This is a genomic window from Nonomuraea polychroma, assembly GCF_004011505.1.
GTDB lineage: Bacteria > Actinomycetota > Actinomycetes > Streptosporangiales > Streptosporangiaceae > Nonomuraea > Nonomuraea polychroma.
This window is the reverse complement of sequence record NZ_SAUN01000001.1, coordinates 1,803,793-1,817,950: the sequence shown is the minus strand read 5'-3', so window position 1 is coordinate 1,817,950 and position 14,158 is coordinate 1,803,793. Positions and strand designations below refer to the sequence as shown.

Annotated in this window: 16 protein-coding genes; 8 read left to right on the top strand and 8 right to left on the bottom strand. The window is 70.9% G+C overall.

Annotation, left to right across the window (positions count from 1 at the left end):
* Window positions 1-52: 52 nt before the first annotated feature.
* The 3 genes from EDD27_RS07970 (at window position 53) to EDD27_RS07960 (ending at window position 2,125) form a co-directional block, all read left to right on the top strand.
* On the top strand, window positions 53-415 hold the full coding sequence (locus tag EDD27_RS07970; RefSeq protein ID WP_127931794.1) for a metalloregulator ArsR/SmtB family transcription factor: 363 nt from the start codon (window positions 53-55) through the stop codon (window positions 413-415).
* Window positions 412-927: an SRPBCC family protein gene (locus tag EDD27_RS07965; protein WP_127931793.1), complete on the top strand. Its 516-nt coding sequence runs from the start codon at window positions 412-414 to the stop codon at window positions 925-927. The genes EDD27_RS07970 and EDD27_RS07965 overlap by 4 nt, the downstream gene beginning before the upstream one ends.
* 124 nt (window positions 928-1,051) lie before the next feature.
* Window positions 1,052-2,125: a DNA alkylation repair protein gene (locus tag EDD27_RS07960; RefSeq protein WP_127931792.1), complete on the top strand. Its 1,074-nt coding sequence runs from the start codon at window positions 1,052-1,054 to the stop codon at window positions 2,123-2,125.
* A gap of 161 nt (window positions 2,126-2,286) precedes the next feature.
* Here EDD27_RS07960 and EDD27_RS07955 read toward each other — a convergent pair whose 3' ends face one another.
* Window positions 2,287-2,934 (bottom strand): SDR family NAD(P)-dependent oxidoreductase, encoded by a 648-nt coding sequence (locus tag EDD27_RS07955; RefSeq protein ID WP_241563910.1) that lies wholly within the window; start codon window positions 2,932-2,934, stop codon window positions 2,287-2,289.
* A gap of 91 nt (window positions 2,935-3,025) precedes the next feature.
* Between EDD27_RS07955 and EDD27_RS07950 the strand changes: the two genes are divergently transcribed.
* Together EDD27_RS07950 and EDD27_RS07945 are read left to right on the top strand one after the other, a co-directional pair.
* The gene (locus tag EDD27_RS07950; protein WP_127931791.1) at window positions 3,026-3,391 is read left to right on the top strand and encodes a MerR family transcriptional regulator; all 366 of its coding nucleotides are present in this window, start codon (window positions 3,026-3,028) and stop codon (window positions 3,389-3,391) included.
* Between the two features lie 60 nt (window positions 3,392-3,451).
* The gene (locus EDD27_RS07945; RefSeq protein ID WP_127931790.1) at window positions 3,452-4,474 is read left to right on the top strand and encodes a sigma-70 family RNA polymerase sigma factor; all 1,023 of its coding nucleotides are present in this window, start codon (window positions 3,452-3,454) and stop codon (window positions 4,472-4,474) included.
* 15 nt (window positions 4,475-4,489) lie between these two features.
* Here the strand turns inward: EDD27_RS07945 and EDD27_RS07940 are convergent, their stop codons facing one another.
* From EDD27_RS07940 to EDD27_RS07930, 3 genes are all read right to left on the bottom strand, one after another.
* Window positions 4,490-5,326 carry a YybH family protein gene (locus EDD27_RS07940; protein WP_127931789.1) on the bottom strand — a complete coding sequence of 279 codons (837 nt, stop codon included), beginning with the start codon at window positions 5,324-5,326 and terminating at the stop codon, window positions 4,490-4,492.
* A gap of 60 nt (window positions 5,327-5,386) precedes the next feature.
* Entirely contained in the window at window positions 5,387-6,388 is a 1,002-nt protein-coding gene (locus EDD27_RS07935; RefSeq protein WP_127931788.1) for a sigma-70 family RNA polymerase sigma factor, read from the bottom strand.
* 77 nt (window positions 6,389-6,465) lie between these two features.
* Window positions 6,466-7,134, bottom strand: a complete 669-nt coding sequence (locus tag EDD27_RS07930) for a TetR/AcrR family transcriptional regulator (RefSeq protein ID WP_127931787.1) — start codon at window positions 7,132-7,134, stop codon at window positions 6,466-6,468.
* A gap of 73 nt (window positions 7,135-7,207) precedes the next feature.
* On the opposite strand from EDD27_RS07930, the gene EDD27_RS07925 reads away from it, so the two are divergent.
* Complete coding sequence (locus EDD27_RS07925) at window positions 7,208-8,359, top strand: hypothetical protein (protein WP_127931786.1); 1,152 nt, start codon at window positions 7,208-7,210, stop codon at window positions 8,357-8,359.
* On the opposite strand, the gene EDD27_RS57660 is transcribed toward EDD27_RS07925, so the two are convergent.
* The gene (locus EDD27_RS57660; protein WP_277750698.1) at window positions 8,333-8,455 is read right to left on the bottom strand and encodes a hypothetical protein; all 123 of its coding nucleotides are present in this window, start codon (window positions 8,453-8,455) and stop codon (window positions 8,333-8,335) included. The genes EDD27_RS07925 and EDD27_RS57660 overlap by 27 nt on opposite strands.
* Before the next feature lie 35 nt (window positions 8,456-8,490).
* On the opposite strand from EDD27_RS57660, the gene EDD27_RS07915 reads away from it, so the two are divergent.
* Window positions 8,491-9,099 (top strand): ABC transporter permease, encoded by a 609-nt coding sequence (locus tag EDD27_RS07915; protein WP_127931785.1) that lies wholly within the window; start codon window positions 8,491-8,493, stop codon window positions 9,097-9,099.
* Here the strand turns inward: EDD27_RS07915 and EDD27_RS07910 are convergent.
* Window positions 9,096-11,189 (bottom strand): right-handed parallel beta-helix repeat-containing protein, encoded by a 2,094-nt coding sequence (locus tag EDD27_RS07910; RefSeq protein WP_127931784.1) that lies wholly within the window; start codon window positions 11,187-11,189, stop codon window positions 9,096-9,098. The genes EDD27_RS07915 and EDD27_RS07910 overlap by 4 nt on opposite strands.
* A gap of 133 nt (window positions 11,190-11,322) precedes the next feature.
* On the opposite strand from EDD27_RS07910, the gene EDD27_RS07905 reads away from it, so the two are divergent.
* A complete protein-coding gene (locus EDD27_RS07905; RefSeq protein WP_127931783.1) occupies window positions 11,323-11,517 on the top strand; it encodes a hypothetical protein in 195 nt (64 codons plus the stop codon).
* A gap of 10 nt (window positions 11,518-11,527) precedes the next feature.
* Here EDD27_RS07905 and EDD27_RS07900 read toward each other — a convergent pair whose 3' ends face one another.
* Both EDD27_RS07900 and EDD27_RS07895 read right to left on the bottom strand, forming a co-directional pair.
* Entirely contained in the window at window positions 11,528-12,130 is a 603-nt protein-coding gene (locus EDD27_RS07900; RefSeq protein WP_127931782.1) for a TetR/AcrR family transcriptional regulator, read from the bottom strand.
* Window positions 12,131-12,291: 161 nt separating this feature from the next.
* On the bottom strand, window positions 12,292-13,845 hold the full coding sequence (locus tag EDD27_RS07895) for an MFS transporter (protein WP_127931781.1): 1,554 nt from the start codon (window positions 13,843-13,845) through the stop codon (window positions 12,292-12,294).
* Window positions 13,846-14,158 lie beyond the last annotated feature (313 nt).

Below are 14,158 nucleotides of genomic sequence, written 5' to 3'. Positions count from 1 at the left end.
ACAGGTGCGAGAGGTCTTGGCAAACGCGTAACCAGTAGGTTACGCTTTCTGTGTGGACGAGGTGGCAGGGGCGATCGCGGACCCGGTGCGGCGGCAGATCCTGGTGCTGCTCCGGGACGGCCGGCTGTCGGCCGGCGAGCTCGCCGAGCGATTCCCGATCAGCCGCCCCGCCGTGAGCCGCCACTTGCGCGTGCTCAGAGAGAGCGGGCTGGTCCGCGCGGAGCTGGTGGGCAGGCAGCGTTTCTACACGCTCGATCCCGAGCGGTTCACCGAGCTCGTCACGTGGCTGGCCCAGTTCGTCAGGCCCTCCGGATGGGAGCACCGCCTCGACGCCCTGGAAACCGAGGTCTACCGCACACGCCGCGAACGCCGCACGGGCGGCGCCGCAGACGCTAGAAAGGAAGACACGGCATGAATCGTTTCCCCACCGGCCGGCTGTTCCGCACGGAGTCCGGCAGCGATCTCGTCCTCACCCGCACCTTCCGCGCGCCCGCCGAGGACGTGTGGGCCAGCATCACCGAGCCGGAGCGCACGGCCCGCTGGTTCGGCCCCTGGGAGGGCCAGGCCGGGGCCGGCCGGACGATCAAGGTCCAGATGGTGCACGAGGAGGAGCAACCCTGGCAGGAGATTCGCATCGAGGCGTGCGAGCCGCCGCGGCGACTTGAGGTGTCCGCCGTGGACGAGGCCGGGTCGTGGCATCTGGAGCTGCTGTTGTCCGAGCGGGACGGCACGACGGAGCTGCGATTCGTCCAGCACCTGGCCGACGAGGAAGGGCTCGGCGAGATCGGGCCCGGGTGGGAGTATTACCTCGACATGCTCGTGGCCTCCCGCGACGGCTCCCCCAAGCCGGACTTCGACGACTACTACCCGTCGATGAAGGCATACTTCGAGCAACTGCCGGACGCGGGGCCGGGCACGGAGGCGTAGCGGGGCCGGGCACGGAGGCGTAGCGGGGCCGGGCACGGAGGCGTAGCGGGGCCGGGCACGGAGGCGTAGCGGCGACCGTCGGCAGGCGGCGGGAATTGTCGGTGGCGGCTGGCACAGTGACGCCGTGGCTCAACCGCTGAAAGACATGATCAACATCCGGTCGGTGTCGGTGCTGGCCGACGGGCTGGCCGCCGCCTGGGCGCCCTTCCCCCGGGACCGGTTCGTGGGGCGGGCCCTGGACGGGCTCGGCGGCCTGGAGTTGAAGGACCGGGTCAGGCACGTCGCCGCGGCACTGGCCAACGCGCTGCCGCTGCCCTATCCGCAGGCCGCCGAGATCGTGCGCGAGAGCGCCTCGCGGGCGGTCCTGGACATGTGGAGCAGCTGGCCCGCCACCGACCACACGGCCCTGCAGGGGCTGGATCATCTGGACGCGGCGATGGAGACGCTCGCGACGCTGACTCCGTACTCGTCGGGCGAGTTCGCGGTCCGGCCCTTCCTGCAGGTCTACCGCGACGACGCGCTGAAGATCATGTATGGCTGGGCGGAGTCGCCGGACGAGCATCTGCGCCGGCTGGCGTCGGAGGGATCGCGGCCGCGCCTGCCGTGGGCCACGAGGGTGGACTGGCTGATGACCCCCGGGCCGACGTTGCCCCTGCTGGACCGGTTACACGACGACCCGAGCGAATACGTCCGCCGCTCGGTCGCCAACCACGTCAACGACCTGGCCAAGGACCATCCGGACGTGGCCGTGGAACTGCTGGCCCGCTGGCGCGCCGGCGGCGGGTCGCACGTGGAGAAGGTGCTGCGGCACGCGGCGCGCGGCCTGCTGCGGGCCGGGCATCCCGAAGCGCTCGCGCTGGTGGGCGCCACTCCGGGCAGCGGTGCGGTGGACGTGCTGGCCTTGGAGTCGGACGTGGTGGCCGTCGGCGAGAAGCTGGGCTTCTCGGTCACGGTCACGGCTGACGGGCCGGGGCCGCTGCTGCTCAAGTATGCGATCCGGCGGCCGGGCTCGCGTCGCGTGTTCCATCTCGGCCAGCGTGAGGCGGGCGGAGCCGGGGCGCGGTTCACCCTGCGCAGGAGCCATTCCTTCCGGCCGGTGACCACCCGCGACGAGCCGCCCGGGCCCAGGGAGCTCGACGTGATCGTCAACGGCAGGGTCGCCGCGACCTCCGCCTTCACCCTGACACCCGCACCCTGACACTCGCACCCTGACCTGGGGCCCCCAGCAGCCCCTGACCCGGGCACCCCTGCCCGGGTGAGGATGGCCCCTCGGCCAACCCTGACCCGGGCACCCCTGCCCGGGTGAGGATGGCCCCTCGGCCAACCCTGACCCGGGCACGCTGATCCGGCTGCCTCAGGTCACCGGTCGTGGAGGCCGTCGTGGAGGATCTCCTGCTCCCAGCAGTCGCGGGTCTGGGTGTGCAGGCGCCAGTAGTGCTCGGCGATGTCGTCCGGGTCGAAGGCGGTGCCCGGGGCGACGGGTCCCGCCACGGTGACGGTGGCCACGTGGACACCGGCCGGACCGTACTCCTGGTCGAGCAGGGCGACCAGTGTCCGCACGCCGCTCTTGCCCAGGGACAGGCTGGTGTACTGGCGTTTGGGCTCGGGCATGCCACCGGTGATGATGAACGTGCCGCCGCCGCGCCGCGCCATCGCGGGCGCGACATGGGCGGCCGCGATGAGCGCGCCGACCACGTTGACCGCCCACGCGTCCAGGTGGGCGCGTACGGTCGCCTCGCCGGGCGAATCGGGCCGGATGATCGCGGCGTTGTAGACCACGACGTCCGGCGTGCCCAGGTCGGCGGCCGATGCGTCGAGAGCGGCCCGCAGGGCCGTCTCGTCGGCGCAGTCGGCTCGGTACGCCCGCACCCCGTGGCGTCCGTCGAGTCCCAAGGTGTCGCCCGTGCGTGAGACGAGGGCCACCGGCAGGCCCTCACGTCCGAACCGGCGAGCGACCGACCGGCCGATCCCCGGACCCGCCCCGATCATCACCGCTCCTGGCATCATCGGCTCCTTCCCTTTGTTGGCAATGGCAGGCAGACATGGGGACGCTAAGGCGTCACATCCATGTGAAGGTCAAGCCCGGAGCGAGGAGCACATGCGGATCGGTGACCTGGCCCACGAGACCGGGGTGAGCAGGCGGTTGCTGCGGTACTACGAGGAGCAGGGGCTGTTGCGGCCGGTGCGGCTGCCCAACGGCTATCGCGAGTACCGCGAGTCGGACGTCGCCGCCGTCCGCCACATCCGTACCCTGCTGGCCGCCGGGCTGCCCACCGCGGTCATCGGCAGGCTGCTGGACTGCGTCCACGACGACGAGGGCGGGCGGATGGTGCCGATGGCGTGCCCGGGGATGATCACGCATTTGCGGCGAGAGCGGCAGCGCATCACCGAGACGATCGAGCGCCTCCAGACGTCCCAGCAGCACTTGGACACCATGCTCGCCACCGTCCGCGACCAGGCCTGACAGCAGGCCGCCACCCGAGACCGCTCCCCGTACGGCCGGCTTGGGGCAGAATCAGAACCTATGAGCGAAACTTCCCAGCCGACCGCGGATCCGACAGCGGAGGATCGCGACCTGGGCCGGGCGCGCGAGGGGGACGATGCCGCCTTCGCCCGCCTCATCGCCCCGCTGCGCGGCGAACTCCACGCGCACTGCTACCGCATGCTCGGCTCCGCCCACGACGCCGACGACGCGCTGCAGGACGCCCTGGTGCGGGCCTGGCGGGGGCTGGCGCGCTTTGAGGGGCGTTCCTCGCTGCGCTCGTGGTTGTACACGGTGGCCACCCGCACCTGCCTGGATCTCGTCGAGACGCGCGGCAGGCGCGCCCTGCCGGTGGATCTCGGCCCGGCCGACGATCGTGCCGTGGTCGACAACGTCCCGCGGACGGACGTGGACTGGCTGGGACCGTACCCGGACACGGGCCCGGCCGCGCGATACGAGCAGCGGGAGGCCGTCGAACTGGCGTTCGTCGCGGCCCTGCAGCACCTGCCGGGCAATCAGCGGGCGGCGCTGCTGCTGTTCGAGGTGCTGGGCTTCTCCGTGGCCGAGATCGCCGCCATGATGACCACCACCACCACGTCGGTCAACAGCGCTCTGGCGCGGGCCCGCAGGATCGTCGCCGAGCGGGTCCCCTCACCCTCCCAGCAGCAGACGCTGCGGGCCATCGGGGACTCGCGGGTGCGCGAGATCGTCGCCGGGTACGCCGCCGCGCTGGAACGCGGCGACGCCCGCGCCCTGGTCGCGCTGCTCACCGAGGATGTGACCTGGTCGATGCCACCGATGCCGCACTGGTACCGCGGCCTGGCCGCCGTCACCGACTTCGCGACACGGGTGCCGCTGACCTCGTGCGGCTCCTGGCGGCACCTCCCGGCGCACGCCAACGGCCAGCCGGCCGTCGCCTGCTACCTGTGGGACGACGCGGCCGGCGCCCACGTGGCCTGGTCGATCAACGTGCTGACGCTGCGCGGCGAACGGATCAGCGAGATCACCTCGTTCATCGGCCGCGAGCACTTCCCGCTGTTCGGGCTGCCCGCGTCGCTCCTGTGAAGACGGCCGCGCGCCCTACCGTGACGGCGGGCGCAGGTCGGTCCTGGCCGCGCCCGTGGCCTGGTCCAGCGGGAACGACAAGTGCTGGTGGACCATCATCCAGGCGCCGTCCCGCCGCTGGAACACCCGCGTGCCCCGCGACCAGGTCTCGGACACCTGCCCGTCCTCGCCCGTGACGCGGACGCGATTGAGTCCCCACGCCACCGCGAGATCCTCGCGTACCAGGATCCTCAGGTCGGGCACGTCCAGGCTGACGCCGGCGTCACCGGCGGCGTCGAGGCCGCGGGCGCAGACCTCGCGCACCTCGTCGACGCCGGCGTACTCCAGGGGCGTCTCGTGCTCGTAGGAGACGACATCGTCGGCGATGGCGGCCATCATGCCGTCCAGGTCCTTGGCGGCGGTGCCGGCGTACCAGCGCTCGTGCACCCGGCGTACCTCCTCCTCGGCCGCGCTCTCGTCCCCGAGCGGGAAGGAGTGGTGCTCGTGGGCGACGACCCAGCGGCCGTCCTCCTTGCGCAGGCCGAGCGTCAGTCGCAGCCGGTATGCGGGGTTCGCCGCCAGCTCCCCGGGGGTGCCGCAGCGCAGCAGCGCGTGGGCGAAGGCGACGTCGGAGCCGGCCATGACGTCCAAGGTCTCGATCTCGAACGACGCGCCCTGCGCCTGCCACTGGAAGAAGCCGGGCCACGTCTTGCGGTACGCGTCGATGCCGCGCACGCCCTCGTAGGGCGGCGGCACGTCGTACATCACGATGTCATCGGCGTGATCGGCGACGACGCGCTCGAGGTCGCCGGCGTGCACCGCCGCGGCCCAGCCTTCGATCAGCTCGCGGATGCGCTCTTCGTCGGTGGTCATGGGTTGGAGTCCTTCCGGTCGGTTGGTCGTCAGGACTACAAACCGGGCCGGGCCGGAAACTCATCGCGGCAATTGCGGCGGAAGGTCGAAGTCCGCGAAATCGGCCTCCAGGAACGAGACGACCTCGGCGATCCTGGTGCCGCGGACGACGACCAGGTCCAGGCCCGCCGGGACGTACGCGGCCCGCTGCTCGTCCCACAGGTACGTCCCGAACGCCAGCTGCCCGTTCGCCCGCGCGGGCAGGAAACGCCAGCGGCTGGTCAGCGGCCCCTCGGCCAGGAAGCCGCGGATGCCGTCGTGGCCCTGGTACCAGGTGGTCAGCGGCGGCATCGAGTACTTCGCGTCCTCGGTCAGCATGGCCACGATGGCGTCGACGTCGCCGGCCTCCCAGGCGGCGGCGTACCGGCGGGCCAGGTCCCGCTGCCCGGGCTCGCCCAGCATGTCGAGCGCCTGCCGCTGGCTCGGCTCGGGCAGCAGCTCGGCGAGGACCTTGCGGGCGCGTTGCAGGGCGCTGTTGACCGCGGCAACCGTGGTGTCGAGCTGGTCGGCGGCCTCGGCAGCGGCGTAGCCGAGCACGTCGCGCAGCAGCAGCGCGGCCCGCTGCCTGGCCGACAGGTGCTGCAGCGCCGCGACGAACGCCAGCTCCACGCTCTCCTTCGCCACCGCGCGGGCCTCGGGGCCCAGCTCCGCCGTCCAGCCCATCAGCCGGTCCGGGTACGGCTCCAGCCACGCCACCTCGGCCACCGGCGCCGCCTCGGGGCTCAGGTCGGTGGGCAGCTCGCGCCGGCCCCGCCGCTCGATCAACGTCAGCGCCCGGTTGGTCGCGATCTTGTACAGCCACGATCTGAGCGTCCCGCGGTCCTCGAACCGCGCCAGAGAGCGCCAGGCCCGGTCCAGCGTGTCCTGCACGGCGTCGTCGGCGTCGTGGACGGATCCCAGCAGGCGATAGCAGTGCGCGCGCAGCTCCTCCCGCAGCGGCCCGACGAGGCGTCCGAACGCGTCGCGGTCACCCGCCCGCGCCGCGGCCAGCAGCGCCGCCGCGTCTGCCGGAGTCGTGGCCATCGCTTCCGTCCCCTCGCCGCCTGCCCCGTGGCCAAGCTACCCCGCGCTCCTCAGCCCGGTGGTACCCGGATGACCGGCTACGGTTCGAGCCTGGCCTCGATGCCGTCGAGGATGATGTCCAGGCCGAGGAGGAAGTTCCGGTCGAAGTCGCCGTCGCCCACGTCCGCGTGCCTGGACAACTCCGGAGCCTGCTCGTCGAGGTGGCGGACGGCCCGCTCGCGGATCTCGGCGTCCGCGCCCGGCGTGCGGACGGTGGCCCACCAGGTGTTCTCGGCGGCCGCGTACCCGTTCACGTAGAAGGACAGGGCCCCGACGGCGGAGACGAGGGCGGGGCCGCTCAGCCCGGCGCCGGCGAGCGTGGCGTAGAAGAGCTGGGAGCGGGCCAGCGCGTTCGGGCCGAGCAGCGGGCGGGTGGCGGTGAGCTCCGGCACCCAGGGGTGGCGGCGCATGACGTCCCTGCTCTGGGCGAGCCAGTGGACGACCGTGGCACGCCACGTGGGGTGCTCCTCGGGCTCGATCTCGCCGAAGACCTCGTCCAGGGCCAGGTCGAGCACGTCTTCCTTGCTCTTGACGTACTCGTACAGCGACATCGTCCCGGCCTTGAGTCGGGCGGCCAGGGCTCGCATGGAGAAGCCGCGCACGCCCTCGGCGTCGAGCAACGCGACGGCGGCTTCGACGATGCGCTCGCGCGACAGCCGCGGCCTGCGCGGGCGCGCGTCGTCGCGGAACCAGATGGACTCCGGCATCTCCGAGCCTTTCCGTGCACTGTACGGAAAACCGTACAGCTAGCTTAGACGGCCCCACGACGAAGGAGGATCGATGAGCGATTGGCAGCGCGACTACGCGATGCTGGCGTTGCGGATCAACCGGCTGGCGGGCGGCGGCCTGCTCATTTACCGCGGCCCCGAGCAGTGGAGCACGCAGGCGGCGAGCGAGCCGCCGCCCTCGCCCGGGGCGCCGGCCGGCGAGGCCGAGCGGCTGCTGGCCGCCGCGCCCTCCGCCTATCTGGCAGGGCAGGTACGCGCGATGCGCGCCGTGGCCCGCTACCTCGACGGCGAGCGGCTGCCCCTGGCCGAGTACGCGCGGCAGTGCCTGGGCCTGGAGCCGCGGCGGCTGCCGGAGGAGGTGTTCGAGGCGGCGCACGCGGAGCTGGACGCCGCTCTGCCGAAGGGCCCGGGGTCGCCGGCGGAGCGGCTCCGGGCGTGGCAGGCGGCGCACACGCTGGAGCCGATCGAGCGGCTGCCCGATATGGTGGCCAAGGCGGTGGACGAGACGCGGGCGCGGACGAACGCCATCGTCCCGCTGCCGGACGGCGAGGTCGTGGGCTGCAGGCTCGTCGATGGAGTGTCGTTCCATGGGGCCGGTGACTACGAGGGCGGGCTGAGGTCGACGATCCACATCAACAAGGCGATCCCGTTCAACCTGGCCGACCTGCTCTATCTGGTCGCCCACGAGGGCCATCCCGGGCACATCGCGGAGTCGATGCTGAAGGAGATCCATCTCGCGGGGCAGGAGGATCAGCGGGTGCGGTTCATGGTGTCGCCGTCGTTCGTGCTCAGCGAGGGGCTCGGGCTGCTGGCCGAGGAGATCCTGTTTCCCGGGGACGAGGCGCAGGTGTGGCTGAGCCGGCACGTCTTCCCCGACGCCGGCATCAAGCCCGGCGGGGTCGGTGACCTGGCGGCGATCCACCACGCCAAGAACGTGTTGTGGGGCGTGTGGGGGAACGTGGCGTTCCTGGCGGCCGAGGGACGTACGGACGCCGATCTGGCGGCCTACCTGGCGCGGTGGTCGCTCTACAGCGACGGCGAGGTGGCGCTCGCGCTGGGGTTGCTCAAGCCGTCGCCCATGACCCCGTACATATTCGGATATTTCCACGGATGGGAGCTCTTGCGGCCGTGGGCGTCGACGAGGCCGGACCGGGTGCGGCGGCTGCTGACCGAGCAGCTACTCCCCGCTGACATCGCCCTTTAGAGCCCGCCGCCTGATCAACGCCTCGATGCCGTCGAGCAGCAGCTCGAGCCCGAACACGAAGTCGCCGTCGTCCACCCAGCGCTCCGCGCCGCGCATGGCGCCCGAGCGCATCGCGGCCGACAGAGCCGGGTATGAGCGGGGTGCTGACCGCCGCGGGCGATCTGCGCCGCCTCGTCGTCCGCGACCTGCGCCGCGAGCTGCGCGTCCTCGACAGCCTCATCGTGAACATCGCGCTGCCCGTCATCATCATGGAGTTGTTCGTGTACGTCTTCGGCGGCGCGATCACCGGGCTCCAGCGGGCCGGCCTACATCGACTTCGTGGTGCCGCCGTGCTGCTCGTGTCCGGCGGATACGGGGCCGCGCTGACGGCCGTGAGCATGGCCGGCGACCTGACCGGAGGCATGATCGACCGCTTCCGCACCCTGCCGATCGGCGGCTGGGTGGTCCCCGCGGTACACGTCGTCGCCTCCGTGGTCCGCAACGTGGCGGCCTGCGCTTTCGCCCTGGTCGCGGCCATCGCCCTCGGTTTCCGCCCGAGCGCCTCGCCGGTCGGCTGGGCCCTGGTGACGGCGCTGGTGGCGGCGTACGTGCTGGCGATGTCCGACGTTGCGGGCGCTGCTGCTGGGGGGGAGCCCGTGGGGTCGTCCGGCGTGGTGGTGGCGGTCTGGCTCGCGGGTGTGGTGGTGGTGGTGAGCGTGCCGGTCGCGGCGGCGCTGTTCGGCCGCCGGACCTCGGCCTAACCCGTCGAGGAGGGAGCCGCCTCGGCGGTGGTCTCTTCCGCGTTGCGGCTCTCCCGGGGTACGAGCACCAGGACCGCGCACACCACCCAGAGCCCGGTGAGCAGCCCACGCACCCATCCGGGCCCCAGCGGGACGAACGGGATCAGGTACACCAGCCGGTCGAAGGCGTCCGCCACGGACAGCACGCCCACCACGACCGTGAACCAGCCGAACACCGGCCGCCGGGCCCGCAGCGCCGCCCCCAGGCACAACCACCACGCCGCCATGAGCAGCAACGCCACCCCGGCCTGCGCCGGGCTGTCCACGGCCGCCGCCACGACGTCGAGGACCATCCCGGCGGCCCCGACGACGGTGCCCGCCACGATCAGCCGGTGCCTGCGACGTATCAGCACCGAGGGCGAGGTGGGGCCCGCGCCGGGGAAGCGGATGTCGCGGCGGGAGCGCCACCAGAAGAGCCCCGCCAGCAGGCCCAGCACCACCGAGCCGGCCAGCGCCAGGAGAGCCTCCACCTTGCCCAGTCCGGACGCGCCGAACCAGTCGCACCCGGCGGGCAGGCGGGCCTCCGAGGCGCTGAAGTCGGCGCACATGTACAGCTTGATCAGCTTCACGGGCTCGGCCAGGAGCCGGTTCGTCCCACCCGCCAGCTCGGGCGCCCGGTCCGCGCACACCGGCAGCACGGCGGGCGAGGACGTGCCCGTGTCACCCTGCCAGCAGTTGCCGGTGCCCTGCCCGTCCCACCACACGTCCAGCCCGTTCGGCCGCCGCTCCCCCGCCGGCGTGACACCGAAGACGTTGCGCTCGTACCGGTTGAAGTCGGAGGTGTCGGCCTGCTTGGCCAGGTCGGTCTCGCCCCTGATGAACGCGGGCACGCCGAACAGCTGGAACGCCGCCCGCTGGTGACCCCAGATCCGGTTGCCCGCGAAGACGTTGTAGTTGCCGCCCGCGACCAGGACGCCCGTACCCGACGGGACCCCGACCTGAGGGCAGACGACACCCTGCTCGTAACCGCGCTGGGCCGGGGGCTTGGAGCAGGTGCCGTTCCGCAGGTGGCCGTAGTAGTCGCGGTTGTTGTCGTAGATCTTGTTGTTCTCGAACCTGGCGTGGTTCTGGGGCAGGCCGGGGTGGGAGGGCCAGAGGCTGTCCATCGTGGCGCCGACCATGTTGCCGTAGAACTCGTTGTCGTGCACCCACACCGAGTCGCCCGCGGTGCCGGAGTAGCCGAGCGCGTTGTCATGGCTCTTGCAGCGGCGGATCTCGATGGCGTAGCGGGGCACGTCGTGGCCGCGGCCGTCGTTGATGTCGGAGGCGCTGCCCGGATACAGGCCGCCGTCGCCGTTGCCGTACGACTCGCAGTCGGTGTAGAGGCCGTGGTCGCTGGCGAAGGTGAGGAAGCCGTACTCGTCGTTCCAGCGGGTGAGGACCTGGTCGATGACGAAACCATCGGTTTCGAGCACGTAGAGGGAGTTGAACGTGGTGCGCTGCGCGGTGAAGTTCTTGAAGTAGACGCCGTCGGCGCGGTCGGCTCGGATGGCGTTCAGCTTGCGGTATTCGGCGTCGATGACGACATCCAGCGGGCCGGCGCCGGTGCCCTCGATCTGCAGGTCCTTCTTACCGAGGACGGCGACGAGGTTCTGGTTGTGCGGGCATTGCCGCTGCTGTTCGAAGCTGAGGATCTGGTATCCCCCGTGGTGCGCCCAGCGGGCGGGCAGCCTGGCGCAGTCGCCGGTGGGCGCGGCGTGGCTGGGTTCCTCGCGGTAGAGGCCGGGGAGGATGGCGATGGTCATTCCCGGGCGGTCGACCTGATCTACGGCCTCCTGGAGGTGTCTCACCCCATTTTCCTGACATTTCGCGAAAAGGTCGCGGTTGCGCTCCTGGAGCGCCACCGGAAATTTCGCGATTCGCCGCTCGAAGTCAGCCTTGTCGGACTTGCAGACGAGCACATCCGGCTCCCCCGTCCGCAGCCGCGGCACCGTACCGGTGCCGTCGGGGAAGCTCACCTCCCGCTCCTCATGCGCGAAGGCGACACCTGCGGATAACAGCAGACCTGACGCGAGCGCGACGACCGCCGCGATCCTCCGCATAGGGCCCATGACCGCGAGACTAGAACGATGCTCACGTCCTGCCCAGGCCCATAGCGGCATCCTCATCCGGTGTCCGCGCGGGATCGGGCCCAGAGGGCCTGACCAGCCTCAGGGGTGGAAAGGTCAGGCCGGTGGGTCTCCCGTGCTCGTGGGCATCGTCGTCTGGATCGTCGGTGCGCAGGACTGGAACTTCGTCCTGGCGCTCGGCGGCCCGGTCATCCTGCTGGTGGTCTTGGGCGCCGTCTGCGTGTCGATCACCCGCATGTCCGATGTGGAGTGGTCGCCTGCCGGACAGGAGCAGGCGCTCCCCGCTGCCGGCGCGCGGCCGGGGGCGTAGGGTCTCTCCGTTATGGGGCGATGCCCGCCAGGGCCGCGTCCACGACGCGTTCGGCCAGATCGGCAGGAAGATCCCCGGCGGGACCCCACTTGCTGTGCCACAACATGGCGCCGGAGAGGATGGCCACGCCCATGCCGACGTCGAGGTCGGCCCTGAGCTCTCCGGAGGCGATGCCGCGCTCGATCACGTCGCGCAGCGCCTGCCGGCGGGGCTCGACCGCACGCTTGACGAAGCGTTCCAGCAACTGCGGATAACGATCGGCCTCGCTCATCGCGATGTTCATCACGCACCGGTTGCGCTGGTTGCCCGCCTCCTGCCGCATCGCGTCGAGCAGGCTGATCAGATCGTCCCGCACGGACGTGCCCGCCAGCGGCGGCAGCGGTGCCTTGAGCGTGGAGAGCGCGTCGACGACCAGGTCCTCCTTGTTGGACCAGCGCCGGTAGATGGTCGTCTTGCCGACCCCTGCCTTCGATGCGATCGCCTCGATGGACAGGTCGGAGATGCCCATGCCCTCGCTGAGCAAATCGAGGGTGGCGTCAATGATCGCCTTCTCGGCCTTCTCGCTTCGCGGGCGCCCGGCCGGACGGGCGGCCCCTGTTTCCTGGATCGTCATCGCGGTCTCACCGTACATCCACAACGTGCCTTCGCCGTCTCCTGGGCAGGGGAGGGACCGTGGGACGGCGCGGTATGTCGACCTCTCGATCTTGCCACTGGTTCCTCCTCTTTGGCCTGGGATCGGCTGGAGTCCCCCGTCCGATCAGACGGGGGACGATGTCAGACGGCGGCGGGTGCCTTCACCGTTTCCGCATTGTGCGCGGGGCGCGGCTTGCCCGGCATCCACCTGGCCACCACCACGACGCCGAGCAGCGCGATCGACGCCGACACCAGGGCCGTGACGTGCATGCCGTCGACGAAGGCGGTGAACGCGGGCTGGATCAGTGCCTGACCCTGCATGCCGAGCCCTTCGGCGACCCCCAGCGTGGCCATGATGGACTCACCGGCGGAGTGCTGCACGTCGGCGGGCAGCGCGGCCAGCGCGGGCGCCATCTCGCCACGGTAGCTGGACGACAACACCGAGCCGAGCACGGCCACGCCGAGCGCGCCGGCGACCTGGCGGACGGTGTTGCTCATGGCCGAGCCGACACCGGCCTTCTCCCGGGGCAGCGACTCCATGATGGCGGTGGTGGCGGGCGGCATGATGTTGGCCATCGCGGCGCCCTGGACGAAGAAGACGACCTCGATGAGCACGATCGACGTGTGCTGGTCCATGAGCGCGTAGCTGGCCAGCGCCGCCGTCACCACGATCATGCTGACCGTGGCCGACAGCTTGGCTCCGAACCGTTCGTTCACCCGCTGGCTGAGCGGCGCGAAGATGAGCTGCGCGGCGGCGAACGGGATCATCAGCGCCCCTGCCTGCAGCGGCGTGAAACCCATCACGGCCTGCAGGTAGAAGGTCAGGAAGAACATCCCGCCCATCATCGCGAAGAACACGATGCCCATCATGGCGATGGCCGAGCTGAACTTGACGTTGGCGAAGTTACGCACGTCGAAGACCGGGTGGTCGATCCGCCGCTCCCACCACACGAACACGCCCAGCACGGCCACGCCGATCAGCGTGGGCACGATCACCTCGGCGCTCGCCACGGTGCCCAGGAAGCCGCCGCGGATGATGCCGAACACGAGGGCCACGAGGCCGATGATCGACAGCACCACGCCGACCGGGTCGAGCTTGGACGGCTTCGGGTCCATCGACTCGGGCACGATGTTGGCGATGAGGAACAACCCGATGATCACGATCGGCACGTTGATCAGGAAGACGGAGCCCCACCAGAAGTTCTCGATCAGCAGGCCGCCCGTGATCGGGCCGATCGCCACCGCGAGTCCCACACCGCTGGCCCAGATGCCGATCGCCCTGCCGCGCTCACTGGGCGGGAAGACGTTGGAGATGATGGCCAGGGTCGCCGGCATGATCGCCGCCCCGCCGATGCCCATCGCCGCCCTGGCCAGGATCAGCTGCAAGGGATCCTGCGCGTAGGCGCTGGCTAGCGAGGCCAGGCCGAACAGCATCATGCCGATGAACAACATGCGCTTGCGGCCTGTCCGGTCACCGATCACCCCGAAGGTGAACAACAATCCGGCGAACACCAGCGTGTAGGAGTTGATCGCCCATTCCAGCTCGCTCTGCGTCGCGCCCAATCCGGCCACCGGGTCGGCGATGGTCTTCATCGCCACGTTGAGGATCGTGTTGTCGAGTACGACCGCCAGCAGGCTGAACACCAGCACGCCGAGGATCGCCCATCGGCGTGGATGTCCCGTGTTCGCGTCCATCGAAGCGTCCTTAATTTCGATACGTCTGAGTTTCGCAACGACACCGTATCGCAAGATATTCCGATACGCAACGGTGTCGTTTCGTAAACTCCACGCGAAGTCCGGGCGTCGCCTGCGTTGCCGCACCCCACCACCTGGACGCCCCGGGAACGCGCCCGTAACCGTCCGCCCGGGCCTCGCCCGAATGGCCCAGCGGTGACCAGCGGGCCAGGCGAACGCCCGCCGCCCGCCGATCTGCGATGCAGGTGGACCCACTCACCCACACGGGTGCCCACACACCACGCGATGGCGCCCACTCCCCCACCGCGGGCGG

Coding starts and splice junctions, on each gene's coding strand:
- EDD27_RS07915 (WP_127931785.1), top strand. CDS start 8,491: ATGAGCGGGGTGCTGACCGCCGCGGGCGATCTGCGCCGCCTCGTCGTC.
- EDD27_RS07925 (WP_127931786.1), top strand. CDS start 7,208: ATGAGCGATTGGCAGCGCGACTACGCGATGCTGGCGTTGCGGATCAAC.
- EDD27_RS07955 (WP_241563910.1), bottom strand. CDS start 2,934: ATGATGCCAGGAGCGGTGATGATCGGGGCGGGTCCGGGGATCGGCCGG.
- EDD27_RS07940 (WP_127931789.1), bottom strand. CDS start 5,326: ATGACCACCGACGAAGAGCGCATCCGCGAGCTGATCGAAGGCTGGGCC.
- EDD27_RS57660 (WP_277750698.1), bottom strand. CDS start 8,455: ATGCGCGGCGCGGAGCGCTGGGTGGACGACGGCGACTTCGTGTTCGGG.
- EDD27_RS07965 (WP_127931793.1), top strand. CDS start 412: ATGAATCGTTTCCCCACCGGCCGGCTGTTCCGCACGGAGTCCGGCAGC.
- EDD27_RS07895 (WP_127931781.1), bottom strand. CDS start 13,845: ATGGACGCGAACACGGGACATCCACGCCGATGGGCGATCCTCGGCGTG.
- EDD27_RS07910 (WP_127931784.1), bottom strand. CDS start 11,189: ATGGGCCCTATGCGGAGGATCGCGGCGGTCGTCGCGCTCGCGTCAGGT.
- EDD27_RS07950 (WP_127931791.1), top strand. CDS start 3,026: ATGCGGATCGGTGACCTGGCCCACGAGACCGGGGTGAGCAGGCGGTTG.
- EDD27_RS07935 (WP_127931788.1), bottom strand. CDS start 6,388: ATGGCCACGACTCCGGCAGACGCGGCGGCGCTGCTGGCCGCGGCGCGG.
- EDD27_RS07900 (WP_127931782.1), bottom strand. CDS start 12,130: ATGACGATCCAGGAAACAGGGGCCGCCCGTCCGGCCGGGCGCCCGCGA.
- EDD27_RS07945 (WP_127931790.1), top strand. CDS start 3,452: ATGAGCGAAACTTCCCAGCCGACCGCGGATCCGACAGCGGAGGATCGC.
- EDD27_RS07930 (WP_127931787.1), bottom strand. CDS start 7,134: ATGCCGGAGTCCATCTGGTTCCGCGACGACGCGCGCCCGCGCAGGCCG.